General features: G+C 31.1%; 17 protein-coding genes. 5 read left to right on the forward strand and 12 right to left on the reverse strand.

What is annotated here, in order from left to right; genetic code table 11:
* Positions 1-9: 9 nt before the first annotated feature.
* The 6 genes from H0I30_RS03115 to H0I30_RS03140 all read right to left on the reverse strand — a co-directional run bounded on the left by H0I30_RS03115 (position 10) and on the right by H0I30_RS03140 (position 3,062).
* On the reverse strand, positions 10-879 hold the full coding sequence (locus H0I30_RS03115; protein ID WP_218772857.1) for a pirin family protein: 870 nt from the start codon (positions 877-879) through the stop codon (positions 10-12).
* A gap of 85 nt (positions 880-964) precedes the next feature.
* Positions 965-1,402: a MarR family winged helix-turn-helix transcriptional regulator gene (locus tag H0I30_RS03120; protein ID WP_218772858.1), complete on the reverse strand. Its 438-nt coding sequence runs from the start codon at positions 1,400-1,402 to the stop codon at positions 965-967.
* 32 nt (positions 1,403-1,434) lie between these two features.
* Positions 1,435-1,683, reverse strand: a complete 249-nt coding sequence (locus tag H0I30_RS03125) for a glutaredoxin domain-containing protein (RefSeq protein WP_218772859.1) — start codon at positions 1,681-1,683, stop codon at positions 1,435-1,437.
* A 78-nt stretch (positions 1,684-1,761) separates the two neighbouring features.
* Positions 1,762-2,295 carry an NADPH-dependent FMN reductase gene (locus H0I30_RS03130; protein WP_218772860.1) on the reverse strand — a complete coding sequence of 178 codons (534 nt, stop codon included), beginning with the start codon at positions 2,293-2,295 and terminating at the stop codon, positions 1,762-1,764.
* 2 nt (positions 2,296-2,297) lie between these two features.
* Positions 2,298-2,705 (reverse strand): OsmC family protein, encoded by a 408-nt coding sequence (locus H0I30_RS03135; RefSeq protein WP_218772861.1) that lies wholly within the window; start codon positions 2,703-2,705, stop codon positions 2,298-2,300.
* A gap of 6 nt (positions 2,706-2,711) precedes the next feature.
* The gene (locus H0I30_RS03140) at positions 2,712-3,062 is read right to left on the reverse strand and encodes a DoxX family protein (protein WP_218772862.1); all 351 of its coding nucleotides are present in this window, start codon (positions 3,060-3,062) and stop codon (positions 2,712-2,714) included.
* Between the two features lie 116 nt (positions 3,063-3,178).
* On the opposite strand from H0I30_RS03140, the gene H0I30_RS03145 reads away from it, so the two are divergent.
* The gene (locus H0I30_RS03145) at positions 3,179-3,649 is read left to right on the forward strand and encodes a GNAT family N-acetyltransferase (RefSeq protein ID WP_218772863.1); all 471 of its coding nucleotides are present in this window, start codon (positions 3,179-3,181) and stop codon (positions 3,647-3,649) included.
* A gap of 74 nt (positions 3,650-3,723) precedes the next feature.
* Here H0I30_RS03145 and H0I30_RS03150 read toward each other — a convergent pair whose 3' ends face one another.
* Together H0I30_RS03150 and aceB are read right to left on the reverse strand one after the other, a co-directional pair.
* Entirely contained in the window at positions 3,724-5,346 is a 1,623-nt protein-coding gene (locus H0I30_RS03150; RefSeq protein ID WP_218772864.1) for an isocitrate lyase, read from the reverse strand.
* Positions 5,347-5,431: 85 nt separating this feature from the next.
* Positions 5,432-7,027, reverse strand: coding sequence for a malate synthase A (gene aceB / locus H0I30_RS03155; RefSeq protein WP_218772865.1), 1,596 nt, complete (start codon positions 7,025-7,027; stop codon positions 5,432-5,434).
* Between the two features lie 148 nt (positions 7,028-7,175).
* Here aceB and H0I30_RS03160 point away from each other — a divergent pair, with 148 nt between their 5' ends.
* The 4 genes from H0I30_RS03160 to H0I30_RS03175 are packed head-to-tail and all read left to right on the forward strand — an operon-like array spanning position 7,176 to position 13,131.
* Positions 7,176-8,654 (forward strand): helix-turn-helix domain-containing protein, encoded by a 1,479-nt coding sequence (locus H0I30_RS03160; protein ID WP_218772866.1) that lies wholly within the window; start codon positions 7,176-7,178, stop codon positions 8,652-8,654.
* Between the two features lie 59 nt (positions 8,655-8,713).
* Positions 8,714-10,342: an acyl-CoA carboxylase subunit beta gene (locus H0I30_RS03165; RefSeq protein ID WP_218772867.1), complete on the forward strand. Its 1,629-nt coding sequence runs from the start codon at positions 8,714-8,716 to the stop codon at positions 10,340-10,342.
* A gap of 18 nt (positions 10,343-10,360) precedes the next feature.
* Positions 10,361-12,358 carry a DUF3352 domain-containing protein gene (locus H0I30_RS03170; protein ID WP_218772868.1) on the forward strand — a complete coding sequence of 666 codons (1,998 nt, stop codon included), beginning with the start codon at positions 10,361-10,363 and terminating at the stop codon, positions 12,356-12,358.
* A 56-nt stretch (positions 12,359-12,414) separates the two neighbouring features.
* On the forward strand, positions 12,415-13,131 hold the full coding sequence (locus H0I30_RS03175; RefSeq protein WP_218772869.1) for a YebC/PmpR family DNA-binding transcriptional regulator: 717 nt from the start codon (positions 12,415-12,417) through the stop codon (positions 13,129-13,131).
* A 15-nt stretch (positions 13,132-13,146) separates the two neighbouring features.
* Here H0I30_RS03175 and H0I30_RS03180 read toward each other — a convergent pair whose 3' ends face one another.
* The 4 genes from H0I30_RS03180 to H0I30_RS03195 form a co-directional block, all read right to left on the reverse strand.
* Positions 13,147-14,214, reverse strand: coding sequence for an AMP-binding protein (locus H0I30_RS03180; protein ID WP_218772870.1), 1,068 nt, complete (start codon positions 14,212-14,214; stop codon positions 13,147-13,149).
* Positions 14,215-14,439: 225 nt separating this feature from the next.
* Positions 14,440-15,594, reverse strand: coding sequence for a type II CAAX prenyl endopeptidase Rce1 family protein (locus H0I30_RS03185; protein WP_255554318.1), 1,155 nt, complete (start codon positions 15,592-15,594; stop codon positions 14,440-14,442).
* A 45-nt stretch (positions 15,595-15,639) separates the two neighbouring features.
* A complete protein-coding gene (locus tag H0I30_RS03190; RefSeq protein ID WP_218772871.1) occupies positions 15,640-16,680 on the reverse strand; it encodes an o-succinylbenzoate synthase in 1,041 nt (346 codons plus the stop codon).
* 101 nt (positions 16,681-16,781) lie between these two features.
* A complete protein-coding gene (locus H0I30_RS03195; RefSeq protein WP_218772872.1) occupies positions 16,782-17,294 on the reverse strand; it encodes an SRPBCC family protein in 513 nt (170 codons plus the stop codon).
* Positions 17,295-17,303: the final 9 nt, after the last annotated feature.

Genomic DNA, 17,303 nt, shown 5'->3' on the forward strand with positions numbered 1-17,303 from the left:
TCTAAAATATTAATATAAATAACCCATCTTTCCTTTTTGATAATCACGCATAGCTTCCATAATTTCGGTTTGCGTGTTCATTACATAAGGTCCGTATTGCGTTATTTTTTCTTTAATAGGCGCTCCTGAAAGTACCAACAAGTTGGATGTACCTTTTGCTTCAATTTTTATTAAGTTTCCGTCTTTATTAAAAACAACCATTTGTATTTCTCCTTTTTTTAATATTGTTGATTCATTTATCAGAATTTCCCCATCTAATAAATAAACTAACGACTGATGATCTTCAGGAATATTAATTTCTACACTTCCTGATTCTTTAACTTTTAACGTAAAAACATTCACTGCTGTTTGCGTTTTTATCAAACCTTTTTTACTAGCCTGCTCTCCGGCAATAACTTTTAACTGAATAGTTTCATCATCGTTTTCAATTACAGGGATATATTCACTTTTTAAATGTTGATAATTAGCTGGCATCATTTTTTTTGACGCTGGTAAGTTTAACCACAATTGGATTCCTTCTAAATCACCTCCTTTTTTAATAAATTCTTTTGATGGTCCTTCTCCATGAATTATTCCTCTTCCAGCCGTTGTCCATTGTACATCTCCCGCTTTTACAATCATTTCATTTCCTAAAGAATCTCTATGTAATTGCTCGCCTTTAAATAACAATGTAATAGGTTCAAAACCACGATGTGGATGCGGTGGTAAATCAAACGGATTGTTAAATTCACTAATTGCATACGGTCCGTAATGGTGTAATAATAAAAAAGGATCTACATTTTCGATCCCTTCTGTTGGCAATGGTTGTCGCAGTTTTATTGGCCCCATGTTAACTAAAGGACTCGCTACTTTATGTTGTATTGTTTTTAGTTTCTTCATTTTATATTGATTTAACACTAAATAATCTCCATGGAAAATACTTTTACATAATTATTCAATTTCAATATATTAACTACTAAATATATTATCTTATTTTATCTAATAAGTCACTTAGTTGAGCAGCTTCTTTTTCGGTTAAATTACCTAAATAATCTAAATTTAATGATTTATCAATTGTAGTTAATAATTCTAATCCTTGTTTAGAAATATTAATATAAACTACCCTCCTGTCATGTTCACAACGAATTCTTTCTATAAATTTTTTTTCGCATAACTTATCCATTAAACGAGTTGCGTTAGGAGCACGCTCTATCATTCGGTCTTTAATAACCTGTACTTTTATAGCTTCTCCTGCTCCTCGTAAAATTCTTAGAATATTAAATTGCTGCGGTGAAATTCCGTAAGGTTTAAAAAATTCATTTTCGTTACTACTTAACCAATTTGCAGTATATTTAATATTTATTAATGCTTTTACTTTATTACTTGGAAATTTAGATTTTATGTCTTTAGAAATATCTCCCATTTTTAATTAATCGTAATTAGTATAAAGTCAGCTTAACCTTTTAGGCTAGCTTCCTTTAATATTTTATTAAAATCATCAGAAGTTGGTGTTAAATACACCTCATCATTAATAAATAATGTTGGGTATTTTAAAACGCCATCATATAATTCTTTTGTATGCTGTTTGGCTTTTTCATCAGTTGCTACATCCTTATATTCAAATGGAATATCTGCCATTCGTAAATAGTTTTTAAAAGCTACCGTGTGGGCGTGTCCTTTTCTTCCGTATATAACAATCTTCATTTTTTATTTCTTTAATTAATACAAATTTACACAAAAACACTTTTAAATTCCAAGGAATATAAAATCAGTTCACGTAATTTATAACAATGATTTTTTAAATATTAAAACAGCTTTTTCTAATTGATGTTTTAAAGCTTCATCAACAATAGTATTCTCTTTAAAATTATCAAAGAAACTAGGTAAAGAGAAATCTGCAACTATGTTTCCACCCAAATGTGGAAATCCGTTTTTAGCTATTAATAAAGCAGATGCTCCACCTCTTGCTCCTGGAGATGCTGCCATTAATAACATCGGAATGTTATTCCATAATTTCGAATTAATACGAGACATCCAATCATACATATTTTTAAATGCCACGGTAAAATTCCCATTATGTTCTGCTAACGATAAGATAATTCCGTCTGCATCTTGAATTAAATCAAAAAACTTCTGAGCATTCTTCGGTATTCCATTTACATTCTCTTCATCGATTCCATACACAGGTAAACTAAAATTATTTAAATCTAAGACATTTATTTCTGCCCCATCAACTAAACTAGCAGCATAAATTGCTAATTCTTTATTAATTGATTTCTTACTATTGCTTCCTGCAAATGCTATTATTTTTTTCATTCTTATATTATTTTTGATGTTATAGGAGTTGCTCCTTTTACCATTTTAGCAACAGGGCATTTCGTTGCCATTTCTAACAACTTAATTCTTTGCGACTCTGTAACTTCTTTTTCAAAAGATATTTCTTCTGTTAGTGTTTTTTTTATTCCTTCGGATGTTAACTCTTCTTTCTGAGTTACATTAACAGTTATTTTACCAACATCCCATTTTTTACGCTCTGCATACATTCGTAATGTAATTGACACACAGCTTCCAATTGCTGTTAATAAATACTCTACAGGCGTTGGTCCTTTATCATTACCTCCTTTATTAGTTGGCACATCAATTACCGCCTTATAATTTCGCATAGTTGCCTCTGCAAAATAATTATTAGTTGTTAATATGGTTTCTGATGATACTTTACTTGCCATTTATCTTTATATTTTTTTACTGTATACGTACGAAATAATTAATAAAATCATTGCAACCAATGCTGCTGTTTGCTCACCATCACCAATCATAACATGTGCAAAAAAAGCAAGTATAAATGCAAAGAAAAAACCTGCGTACGCCCATTCTTTAATTGTTTTATTTGCTACAAACCAAATAGCAACTAGGCCTAATATTTTTGCAGCTGCATACGGATAAATAATATATGTTGGGTATCCGAAGTTTGTAAACATCTGCATTACTGCTTCATGATTAAACAAATACATTCCTGCAGAAAACAACATTAATAATGATAATAAACCTGTTGCTACATAATATATAATTTTATTTTTTTTCATTTTTATCCATTTAAAACCTTATACAAAGATAGTAAATTATATTTTATTTTCCATGGATATTAATTTCAAGGTAAATTTCAACATTTTAAAACAATAGTATTTTATACTTTTGTAAAATGAATACAATAGAAATAGAAAATTTTAAAACTCAATATTCTGCTCATTTTTATGACCTGAATATAGAATGGCTGAAAACCTTTTTTTATGTTGAACCTTTTGATGAAGAGGTTTTAAGCAACCCTACTAAATACATCATTAATAAAGGCGGACATATATTTTTTGCAAAATTAAATGATGAAATTGTTGGTACAGTTGCCTTAATGCCTAAAGGAACTAATTTCGAGTTAACGAAAATGGCCGTTTCACCAAAACACAGAGGTTTTAAAATCGGACAAAAATTAATGCAGCATTGTATAAATTTTGCTAAAACTGATTTACAGTTAATCAACTTAATTTTATATTCTAACACCGCCTTAGAAAACGCTATTTACATCTATAAAAAATATGGGTTTATAGAAATTCCTGTTGAAGAAAACTGCCCATACGAACGTTGTAATATTAAAATGGAACTACCTCTAAATAATTAAAAAACTCCAGCTTTCGCTGGAGTTTTCACTTCAAAATAAAATATACAATTAACTAATTATACACTTTTAGTTGATTAAACGGCTATTTTAATTTTTCTTTTTTCTACTTGATTTACTTCAAACTGATTGGATGTATTTTTCTCACCTCCTGCTTTTAAAGCATTATCACCTGCGAAAAAGGTTTTATGATCGTCACCTAAGTTAGACCCTGCCATTCTTTGATGCTTCACACATGAAACTCCTTTTCTTATTTCTTTTCTTTGTACTCCTTTTACATATGCTAACATTCCCTCCTCTCCAAAATAACCTTCCGTTAAATCATTCATATGAAGCGCTGTTGTATGATATGTTGGTAACGTTATTAAATGATGAAAAATACCTGCTTCACGCGCACTATCTACTTGAAAAGTTCTAATTTTCTCATCCGCTATTCTACATAATTCAGAACCATCATATATAACATCCATTAAATTATTTTTATCATAAAAAGACATATCTTTTCCCTCAATAAACATTGTATCGTATACTTGATTACGGAAATTTAACGTCCAGTTAAATGACGGCGAGTTGTTATACACCAATTTTGCGTTAGGTATAACTGCTCTTACTCTATTTACCATATTTGCAATTTGCCCTACATGTGGAGTTGGCGTTTCAATCCATAATAAATCGGCACCATTCTGTAAACTCGTAATACAATCTAACACAACTCTATCAATATTAGAACCTTCCTTAAATTTATATAATCCGTTAGCCAATCTTACCGGACGCACTAATTTCCCATCTCTCTTCAATAAAACATCATCCTCTTTAGCTTCATCAATTGCAATTTCTTCTGCTTCTACAAAAGCTAAATATTGCGATGCTAAATCTCCAGGTTCTTGACTTACTGGTAATTTCTGAGTTAAACCTGCACCTTCAGAATCGGTGCGCGCCACTATAATTCCGTCTTCTACGCCTAATTCTAAAAAGGCATATCTAATTGCATTTAACTTTGCTACAAAATCTTCGTGAGGAACCGTTACTTTTCCGTCTTGATGTCCACATTGTTTTGCATCAGAAACTTGATTTTCAATTTGAATAGCACAAGCACCAGCTTCAATCATTTTTTTAGCCAAAAGATACGTTGCTTCTTCGTTACCAAAACCTGCATCAATATCTGCGATAATTGGCACAATATGAGTTTCAAAATTGTCTATTTGATCTTGTACATCTTCACCATTTTCTAACCTTCTAAATAAATCATTTAACTCAATTGCATCTGCTTGACGTAAAAAATCATAAATCTCACTAATTAATGAAGAAACAGCTGTTTTTTCGTGCATTGATTGATCAGGAAGTGGTCCAAATTCAGATCGTAACGCTGCTACCATCCAACCCGATAAATACAAATATCTTTTACTAGTTGTTTGATGGTGTTTTTTTACTGCTATCATTTTTTGCTGCGCCACAAATCCGTGCCAACAACCTAAAGATTGGGTATATTTTGATGAATCTGCATCATATTCAGCCATATCTTTTCTCATGATACCTGCTGTATATTTAGCAATTTCTAAACCTGTTTTAAAACGATTTTGTGTAATCATTCTAGCTGCATTTTCAGAAGTAATAGCATCCCAAGTACTACCGTATTTTTTCTTAAGAAGTTTTACGGTTTCTAATGCCGAATTATAACTTCCTTGCGCTAAATTTTTCATAAGTTTGTTTTTTAATTATTGAAGTTTTCTAGATTTTGATAATTCCGTCTCGCAAACTATTGCCGTAGTTGCGAGACACTTTTTTTTATATGTGTTTGTATGCCGAAAGCGTTAAAAACTCTTTGTATTCTTTTGATACAACTAATTCATCAAACAGCTCAATTGCTAGTGTAAATTTTCCATTTATAAAATTACTTTCGCCTACTAAATCTTTAATTTTTTCTAACTCTTCTTTCTTTAATGATTGATACATCGAAAGATTAAAATTCCTACCATCTTCAATCTTTACATTACGATGTAACCACAACCAAACCTGAGTTCTTGAAATTTCTGCAGTAGCAGCATCTTCCATTAAATTATACAAAGCTGCCGCTCCGTTTCCGCGCAACCAACTTTCGATATATAAGACCCCAACATTTATATTTTTTCTAATTCCCTCTTCAGTAATAGTTCCTTTTGGCATTTCAACTAAGTCAGCTTCAGAAATTTTTACATCATCTCTAGAAACATGAATTTGGTTTTTCGTAGTCATATTTTCATTAAAAACATCCATTGCTACTTTTACCAAGCCTGGATGTGCAACCCACGTACCATCGTGCCCATTCCTCACCTCTTGCTCCTTATCTACAAATACTTTCGCAAAGGCAGCGTCATTAGCTTTTTCATCATTTTTAATCGGAATTTGAGCAGCCATACCTCCCATTGCATGTACTTTTCGTTTATGACATGTTTGAATTACACGTAATGAATACGCTTCCATAAACGGAGTTTTCATTGTTACCTGATCTCTATTAGGAACCATAAAACCTTTGTGATTTCTAAACTTTTTAATATATGAGAAAATATAATCCCAACGACCACAGTTTAAACCAGCCATGTGATCTTTTAACTCATATATAATTTCATCTAACTGAAAACTAGCCGTAATTGTTTCAATCAACACCGTTGCTTTTATTGTTTTCTGCGGAATGTTTAAATAGTCTTGCGCGAACACAAAAACATCGTTCCACCAACGAGCTTCTTTATAATGTTCTAATTTTGGTAAATAAAAATAAGTTGCTGAGTTTTGCTCCTGCAAGGTTTTAATATTATGAAAAAAATACAATCCGAAATCAACTAAAGAGCCAGACATTTCTTGTCCATCTATAACAAAATGTTTTTCATTTAAATGCAAGCCTCTTGGCCTTACCAATAACGTTGCGGTTTGATTATTTAATGAATATGTTTTATTTTTTTTCTCATTATAAAACGAGATTACTTTATTGTTTGCATCTCTTAAGTTAATCTGACCTTCTAAATTATTTAAGATATTAGGAGAATTACTATCTTCAAAATCTGCCATAAAAGTTTTAGCACCACAGTTTAAAGCATTAATAACCATTTTACGATCTACCGGCCCAGTAATCTCAACTCTTCTATCCAATAAATCGTGAGGCAATTCTGCACACACCCAATCACCTTCTCTAATAGCTTTTGTTTCTGAAGGAAAAGAAGGATAATTACCCATATTAAAATAAGCCTGATCAATTTCTCTTTCCTCTAATAATTGTAATCGTTTTTTGTTGAATTCTTCATGAAGATTAGTTAAAAACAGTTTTGCCTCATCTGTTAAAACACTTTTATAATTAGCCTCATTAAAACCTACATATTGAATTCCTTTTACTAAAACATCCTGACTCATAACCACTTATTTTTTTATTGATAGTTCAATGATATAAAAAATAAATGAAAATAAATAGCGAACGTTCGCTAAATACATAAAATATTCTAGTTTTTATTAATTCGCTAATTTTAATACCTTTGAATTGCGAATCTTTTAATTTTAAATTTTGGAAGAAGAATATATTAGACTTGTTTTTGGATTAAAACTAAAACAAATACGTACAGACAAAAAACTATCCCTTTTCGGGCTAGCTAAACTTACCGGTTTATCAAAATCTTATTTAAACGAGATTGAAAAGGGGAAGAAATATCCTAAAACAGATAAAATTGTTATTCTTTCAGAAAAGTTAGAAGTTGCTTATGATCATTTAGTTTCTTTAAAACTTGATAAAAATCTGGCTCCTATTGGTGAGATTTTACAATCTAAAATTTTAAAAGAAATTCCGTTAGATTTATTCGGGATTAAAGAAAGCAACTTAATAGATATTGTAGCAAATGCTCCAGCTAAAGTAAATGCTTTTATTAGTACGATTATAAAAATATCTCAGAACTATAATTTGACTCGAGAAAATTTTTTCTTAGCGTCACTACGCTCATACCAAGAGGCACATAATAATTATTTTGAAGATATCGAGAACAGTGTGATCGCTTTTGCCAAAGCATACCACATAAACCTAAACAAACCCATCAACTCTAAAGATTTAGAAGATATTTTAATTAGCGAATATGGTTACACCATTAACAATAAAGAACTCTCTAAGCATCAAAAATTATCAGAATTAAGAACTATTTACATCCCCAAAAACAAAACATTACTCATTTACGACACTGTAAACGAAGCTCAAAAAACATTCATATACGCCAAAGAAGTAGCGTACAACTATTTAAATATAGAGAATAGACTTTATACTTTTCCTTGGATAAAATTCGAGAGTTTCGATCAGGTTTTAAATAATTTTATAGCTTCTTATTTTGCTGGTGCTTTAATAATTCCGAAAGAAAATCTTATTAAAAACTTAACTCATTTTTTCTCATTAAAAGAATGGCAACCGTTACAGTTACATAAAATAACTAAAAATTATAATTGCTCTGACGAAACGTTTTATCAGCGATTAACTAATATTTTACCGAAGCATTTTAATATAAAAAATTTATTCTTTTTACGGTTTACACATAAAGAAAACTCAGAGTTTTTTAAACTATCTAAAGAACTACATATTACACAGCAACAAGCACCACATGCCAATAGAAACAACGAACATTATTGCAGAAGATGGCTTTCTATAGAAACAATAAAAGAATTAGAAAAATCGACAGATAAAAACTCTTCTTACGGAATACAAATTTCCTCTTACGAAAACACTAAAAACGAATACTTAGTATTATCTGCAGCAACTGCCGATCCTTTTAAAGATAACAACAACCGAAGTGTAAACATAGGGATGTTACTTTCACCTCATTTAAAGAAAAAAATTCAGTTTTTTAAAGAAGACACCTTTACAAAAAAAACGGTAGGTGTTACTTGTGAAACTTGCGCTATTAAAAACTGTAAAGAACGTGTAGCCGAACCACGCATTTTAAACAAACAATCTAGAAACAACGAAATTGCAAAAACCATAGAAAACATCATTCAATCCTACACTTAAACGACTTGTAGTATAAACTGTTTTTCTTACTTTAGCAATCGCAAACAAATAACTTACAAATGGATCTTAACTTCAACAAAAACGAAGACCACAATAAACTTTTAGCATCAGACTTACGCACACGCTTTGCCAAAGTAAAATTAGGTGGCGGACAAAAACGTATTGATAAGCATCACGAAAAAGGGAAATTAACCGCAAGAGAGCGTATTGAATATCTTTTAGATGACAATACTAAATCGATAGAAATCGGTGCTTTTGCTGGCGAAGAAATGTACAAAGAACACAGCGGATGCCCATCTGGTGGTGTGGTTGTAAAAATAGGTTATGTTAGCGGTAAACAATGTATTGTTGTTGCAAATGATGCCACTGTAAAAGCTGGCGCTTGGTTTCCTATTACAGGAAAAAAGAATTTAAGAGCACAAGAAATATCAATAGAAAATAAATTACCAATTATATACTTAGTAGATTCTGCTGGTGTTTATTTACCATTACAAGATGAAATTTTTCCAGACAAAGAACACTTCGGAAGAATTTTCAGAAACAATGCAATTATGAGCAGTATGGGAATTACCCAAATCTCTGCTATAATGGGTAGCTGTGTTGCTGGTGGTGCTTATTTGCCAATTATGAGCGATGAAGCGATGATTGTAGACAAAACAGGAAGTATTTTCTTAGCAGGAAGTTATTTAGTAAAAGCTGCAATTGGCGAAAGTATTGATAATGAAACATTAGGTGGCGCAACAACACATTGCGAAATTTCTGGTGTTACCGATTATAAAGCAAAAGACGACAAAGATGCTTTAGATAAAATAAAATTTGTTGTTGATAAAATCGGAGATTACGACAAAGCTGGCTACAGCCGTAAAGAAGCTTTTCCTCCAAAAGAAAACGAACAAGATATTTTTGGGATTCTTCCGAAAGAAAGAAATGCACAATACGACATGTTAGAAATTATCAATCGTTTGGTTGATAATTCTGAATTTGAGCAATATAAAGAAGGTTACGGAAAAACAATTATTACAGGTTACGGTCGTATTGATGGTTGGGCCGTTGGTATTGTTGCCAATCAACGAAAACTAGTAAAAACTAAAAAAGGCGAAATGCAGTTTGGTGGAGTGATCTATAACGATTCTGCCGACAAAGCGACTCGTTTTATCGCTAACTGTAATCAGAAAAAAATACCGTTAGTTTTCTTACAAGATGTTACCGGTTTTATGGTAGGTTCTAAATCTGAACATGGCGGAATTATAAAAGACGGTGCTAAAATGGTAAATGCTGTAAGTAATTCAGTTGTTCCTAAATTCACCATCGTTATTGGTAATTCTTACGGAGCAGGAAACTACGCTATGTGTGGTAAAGCTTACGACCCAAGGTTAATTGCTGCTTGGCCAAGTGCCGAATTAGCGGTAATGAGTGGAAACTCTGCTGCAAAGGTTTTATTACAAATAGAAACTGCCTCTTTAAAGAAAAAAGGAGAAGAAATTACTCCTGAAAAAGAAGCTGAATTATTCGACAAAATAAAATCTCGTTACGATAAGCAAATTTCACCGTATTATGCAGCTGCAAGAATTTGGACAGACGGAGTTATAAATCCGTTAGATACCAGAACTTGGATTTCTATGGGTATTGAAGCTGCGGATCATGCTCCTATCGAAAAGAAATTTAATTTAGGCGTTATTCAAGTATAATTTCACACATCATTAGTTATGAGAAAAAAGATTTTATGGACTGTGCTACTAGCCTTTTTAGGGTTTTTAGCGTATCAAACTTATGTTTTTACAATTGCTGAAGAAGATAATATAAAACCTATTTACCTTGTACCTAATGATGCTGTTTTTATTTTAGATACCGAAAGACCTGTTGATACTTGGGAGGAAATTAATGCTAGTGAAATATGGCAACATCTTAAAAAGAACGCCTATTTTAAAGACATTAGTAAAAGTGCCAATACACTCGATAATATTGTAAAAGAGCAAAAAAGCATTCTTAATTTTATTGGCGAGCGAGATGTATTAATATCTGCACATGTTTACAAACCTAAAAATTACGACTTTTTATATATTGTTGACCTAGAGAAACTTTCGAAACTCGATTTTTTTAAAAGCAGTATATCACAACTAACAGGCGATGGTTTTAAAATTACAAAAAGAATATTTCAAAACCATGAAATAACAGAGCTATACGACAAGAGCAAAAGAGAAACATTACATATCGCTTTTATTAAAAATCAGTTAATAGCTTCGTACACACATATTTTAGTAGAAAACTCAATAAATCAATATCAAAAACCCGTAATTGGTAGAGATGTTAATTTTGTGGAGATTACTAAAGAAACTCCTGAAGACGGATTTTTTAAAGTGTTTTTTCAGTACAAATACTTACATAAATATCTTTCTTGTTTTACAAATAAAGCCAACAAAGAAGTCGTTGAAAATATTCAAAACTCACTTTATTATTCTGGTTTTGATGTTTCTTTAATTGAAGGAACTATTATTCAGGCAGAAGGATTTACCAATGTGCAAGAAAACTCAGAAAGTTACTTAACTGCCATTCAAAAATCAGGAAAAGGTAAAAGAACTATTGCCAATGTCGCTCCAAAAAATACTGCGTTATACGTAAGTTTTGCTTTTGATAGCTTTAATACCTTTCAAGAAAACTTCGAAGAATTAAAAAAAGAGAAGCCTCTAGAATTTGAAGCATACAATCAGCAAATTAAAGAAATCGAAAACACACTCGACATCAATATAAAAGAAAATGTGTACAGTTGGATTGGTGATGAAATTGCATTGATACACTTTAATTCTTCGCTTTCTAGAAACAAAAAAGATGTTGCGGCGATTTTTAAAACTACCGATATTGATGACGCTTCTGAAAATTTGAATTTCATTTTATCAAAAATCAAAGAAAAAACACCTTTACAGTTTAAACAAATTACCTACAAAAAGCACACTATTAATTTTTTAGACCTTAAAGGCTTCTTTAAAATAGTTGCTGGTAATATGTTTAAAAAAATGGAAAAACCATACTTTACTATCATTAATGATTATGTTGTTTTTAGTGCGAATCCGAATACTTTAAAAGAAATTATAAATAACAACATTACCAATTACACTTTAGCGCCTTCAAAAGAATTTAAAGAGTTCAATTATTTATTTGATGATAAATCTACCATTTTCACCTATATAAATACGCCTTATATTTATAATGATTTAATGAGTTTTGTTGATAAAAAAACACAGCTTCAAATAAAGGAAAACAAAGATTATTTTATCTGTTTCAATCAACTTGGTATTCAATTAACTTCTGAAGGAAATATTTTTAAAAGTAATATCACAACTACTTTTAATGAACCAGGATATGTTAAAGAACAGGTATCTATTAATCAAAAATTAAAAAAAGAACTCACTTTAAAACTAAGTCCCAAAAAAGATAGTCTTTCTGTAAAATCTGCTGATGCTATTTTTAACATCAAAGAAATTAATCCTTCTGATTTAAGCGCAAATGAATACAAGGAATATTATAGTGACGGAAAACTAAAGTTTGAAGTACAACTAGATGATGGTTTACTTGACGGAAGATATAAAATGTATTACCCTAATGGAAATATAAAAATAAAAGGAAGCTACAAAAACGGAAAGAAATCGGGTACATGGCGAGCTTACGACGAAAAAGAAAATAATCTGATTATCAAAAAAAGATTTTAATTGTAATTAAATAATGCAATAGTTACATTTGCCGTTGCATAAACAAAACTTAAAAAATGGGAAGAGCATTCGAACTTAGAAAAGGACGTAAAATGAAGCGTTGGTCTGCAATGGCTAAAACATTTACCAGAATTGGTAAAGATATTGTAATGGCAATTAAAGACGGAGGTCCGAATCCTGATACAAATTCGCGTTTAAGAGCTGTAATGCAAAACGCAAAGGCAGCAAACATGCCTAAAGACAATGTAGAACGCGCTATTAAAAAAGCTGCCGATAAAGATACAAGCGATTACAAAGAAGCTTTATTTGAAGGTTATGCTCCACACGGTATTGCGATTGTTGTAGAAACTGCAACCGATAATAATAACAGAACTGTAGCAAATGTACGTGCTATTTTTAATAAATGTGATGGTAACTTAGGTACATCAGGATCCGTAGTTTTTATGTTTGATCGTGTTTGTAATTTTACTGTCAAAAAAGAAGATATTAAAGTCGATTTAGAAGAGTTAGAACTAGAATTAATCGATTTTGAAGTTGAAGAGGTTTTTAACGACGATGAAGGTATTATTATCTATGCTCCGTTTGAACAATTTGGCGCTATTCAATCTTATTTTGAAGAAAATAATATAGAAATTATCTCTTCAGGGTTTGAAAGAATTCCAACTACTACTACTAAGCTTTCAGAAGAACAGCAGGCTGACGTTGAAAAGCTTTTAGAAAAATTAGAAGATGATGATGATGTACAAAATGTATATCACAGTATGGTTATGTAATAATAATAAGGAAGTTTAAAACTCAACTAAATCCAGCGTTTTTTTTCGTTGGATTTTTTTTGTTTCCGTTTCTATAAACTGAGGTAGAAAATAAATTTCTTTAGGGATTTCGAATTTAGAAAGTAATGTCTCTTTTTTAATTTCTGATAACAAAAAACTCTCTACTTCGCTTGAAGTAATATCTTCAATAATTAATATTAACTTTTCTCCTAAAACTTCATCTTTAATTCCTGATACAAAGAAACGTTGCTCGATAATTTCTGATAACTTCTCTTCTATTTTCTCCGGATGTAGTTTTATTCCGCCAGAATTTATAACATTATCGTAACGTCCTAACCATTTAAACTCGGTTTTAGAAACAAGTTTTACAACATCATTTGTCGTAATTATTTCTGATGTTACTTTTGGAGCTTCGATTATTAGGCAGTTTCTATCATCCTGACTTATTAAAACATTTGGAAGTGTTTTATAAAGACTTCTCGACTCCGCTCGAAGTAACAAACTATTTAGATTCTTAACAGCAATATGCGTAATCGTTTCTGTCATTCCGTATGTAGCAAATACTTTTGTAGCAATGTTTTGAATCTCTGAAATTAAATCATTTGATACTACGCCACCGCCAACAATTAATTGATCTATTTTATGCAATTCATTCAACGAATTTCTTAGCTGTAACGGAACCATTGCAGAGAAATCATACTGCTTTTTTAAGCCTTTTAACGGGCTAGAACCTGGAGCAACAACATCTAACTGCCAACCTAAAGTTAAAGCGCGTACCAACATCATTTTACCCGCAATATAATCGGTAGACAAACACAACAACGCTGTTGTATTTTCTTTTAAACCAAAAAATTCTCCTGTAGCAAAAGCTGAGTTTCTCATAAACTCTTTTTGTAACTGTATTAGTTTTGGTTTTCCTGTAGAACCCGATGTTTGTACAATTACAAAATCCTTTTCATTAAACCAGTCCGTTAAAAAAGAAGTAACCGAACTTGAAATATTTTCAGAAAAAGCAATCAGTTCTTCTTCGGATGAAAATGATGCTCCGTTTAATTTAAAATTTTTATGAAACTGATTTTTCATGTATCTATTTTTACTAAAATAAACTAATATCAAGTTAGGGATTACTTCGTTATTCTGCCTCGTAATGCCGTTAGGATTTATTTTCCGGTTATAATTACACTTTTTACGTCGTTCCGAATTTATTTCGGAATCTCATCAATTAAAAACAGCTCCTTATTATGAAAACCTGAAACAAGTTCAGGTTGAACGAATTGCATTTATCATAAAGAAAAGACAATACGTAAACTATAAAGATTCTATTTCTAATGGTTTTTCAATTTTTCCCACCAACTTATCTTTCCAGTTTGTCCAACCGTATTTTTTAGAAAACAAAAACAACAGCAACGGATACAACACAAAAACAGATAAAAACATTTCAGAACCAACTGAAGGCTCAGAAGTATCAATAAATAAAGCATCTGTTTGAAAAACCATCCAATCGGTAGTTACTAAAAAAGCGGCTATAATATTATTTACAGCATGTAATCCCAAAGCTAATTCAGTTCCCTCGTCCATTAAAGTTGTAATTCCGAAAAAGAAACCTGTTCCAATATAAAATACCATTGAAATATACCCTAATTTTTCAACTTCAGGATTTGCACCATGTAACAAACCAAAAGCTACTGAAGTTATAATTAAAGGTGTTGAATAGCGTCCTAAAATGAAAAATATATTTTTATATAATTTAGAATCATATAATTTATCAAGAATTCTTAAAGATAAAAGAATACTTAAAAGAATGGTTAATCCTGAAAATATACATAAATTAAATAGAAGCTCTATTTCATAAGTAATATTAAGGTAAGTAAGTAAAAGAACCGAACATAAAACATAAAGCACAATCAATGGAAATTTTTTATTTAACGAAGCAGTTCCTATTCCTTGCATAAAATAACCTCTAAATAACAATTCCTCGAAACTTGTTTGCAATGGCAAAAACAAAAAAGAAATAGCTACTAAAGTAAAAAACGGAAGCGGCTTAAAATTCCATGTGTAATGTTCTGGCTCTAAAAAAACACCTAATAATGTAATACTTAAAGCTACAATTCCCCAAGTTATAAATCCGAACCAAAATCGATTCCAATCAATAGTTTCTCTGCTTGTTATTAGTGTTTTTACAGCTCTTTTATGAATATACTTTATCGTTAAGAATAAAAAAAGTAAACCGATAGCAAACATGAATATCATTAAAAACAAAAACAAGTTTTTATTGATTCCTAAGCTCATAAAGCTATCATTTGCAGCACGAGAAAATTCAGCAAAATCATCCGAATGCAATGCCGCAACAACTGACAAAGGAATAATGCCTATAAATTGCCAACCGAATATAACAAACAAAATACCCGCTAAATAATAAATCCAATCATTTCGCCCTTTATATGCTTGCTGTATGAAATTCATATGTTATAAATATTTATGAGATTCTGAAACAAGTTCAGAATGACGTTAGTCTAAATTAAATTGCCATTTCTTTAATGGATCGTATGCTAAACTCCCGTTTAAAACTTCTAACGGACTCTCGAAATTATTGGTAAACAAACTACCAGTCCCTAAACCTTGTGGCAATTTAGTGTTTAAAACATATGTCCATTGTGCAATGGCGTTTAACCCAATATTACTTTCTAATGCTGACGTGATCCAATTATCGGCATTGTATTTTTTGGCTATAGAAATCCATTCTTCACTACCTTTAAATCCGCCTACTAAACTCGGTTTTAAAATAATATACTGTGGTTGTATGGTTTGGATGCATTTTTCTTTTTCTTCGGATGTAAAAACACCTATCAACTCTTCGTCTAACGCAATTGGTAATGGTGTTTTTTCACACAAACTAGCCATTTCTTGCCACTGACCTTGTTTTATAGGCTGTTCGATGGAATGAATTTCTAATTCAGCTAGTTGATTTAATTTTCCTAAAGCATTCTCTGGTGTAAATCCTCCGTTTGCATCAACGCGTAAAGTGATTTCTTTTGATGAGAATTCTTTTCGTATCGATTTTAACAAGTTGATTTCTGTATCAAAATCAATTGCACCAATTTTCATTTTAATTGTTGAAAAGCCTTGTTGTAATTTATCTTTTATTTGCTGTTGCATAAAAGATTTATCGCCCATCCAAATTAATCCGTTGATGGATATATTCTGTTTTCCTTCTGTAAAATCTGATGGAAATAATTCAAACGGATTTTTAGCTTCTAACGATAAAAACGCTTGTTCTAATCCGAATTGAATACTCGGATAATGAATCGTTTCTGCTAATAAAACTGCTAAACTTACATTAATATTTTGGCAAACCCATTTTAGTTTCTCTTCGTAATTTGGTGTATCATCAACACTTAATCCTCTAAACAATCCGCATTCTCCAAAACCTTGTTTGTTATCTTTTGACAACTTGATAAACCAAGTTTCTTTGGTTTTTAAAACACCGCGAGATGTTCCGCTAGCTTGTTTAAAATTAAGAATGTGTTTATGATATGTTGCTGTTATCATTTTAACCGATTATTGGTTTGCGTTAGGGATTGCAATGAAAATCCTTTTGTGAGGCACGAGCAAAAGATTGTAATGTAAAGCCCGCTCGAACGCCCAAAAAATTATTTTTCTAGCATTGTTTTTAATTGATTCATATAACCTAAACTTAACTCTTTAAAGGTTCCTTTAAAGTAAGGAAACAAACAAGCGGTCATATATGATTTGCTATTTACACTGCAATTTTGGACTAGTTTTGTTTTATTTCCGTTGTCGATAAAATTAAAATCATCTGTTTTTATCATTTGAGCTGAATCGAACTGATAAGTGATTTTTTGATTCGGAATATAGGCCGTTATTTTCTGAATCATTTTTATTTCTTGTCCGTTATTTATCGCAGTAATAGTATAAATGCTTCCTACCATTCCTGGTTTTTTTTCAATTACTTCGATGGACTTAATATCTGGTAACCAATTTTTCATTAAATCGACATTGGCTACGTTTTCGAAAACTTCGTTTAGTGGCTTATCTATTTCTATTTCGGCGGTATAAGTAACCTCGGTAATAACTACTCCTGTTAGTAAAAACATGATTACTAAAGCAGAAACGATTCCTAAAATTATCTTTATTGTTTTCATAATTGTTCT

Source organism: Tenacibaculum sp. AHE14PA (assembly GCF_019278465.1).
GTDB lineage: Bacteria > Bacteroidota > Bacteroidia > Flavobacteriales > Flavobacteriaceae > Polaribacter > Polaribacter bernardetii.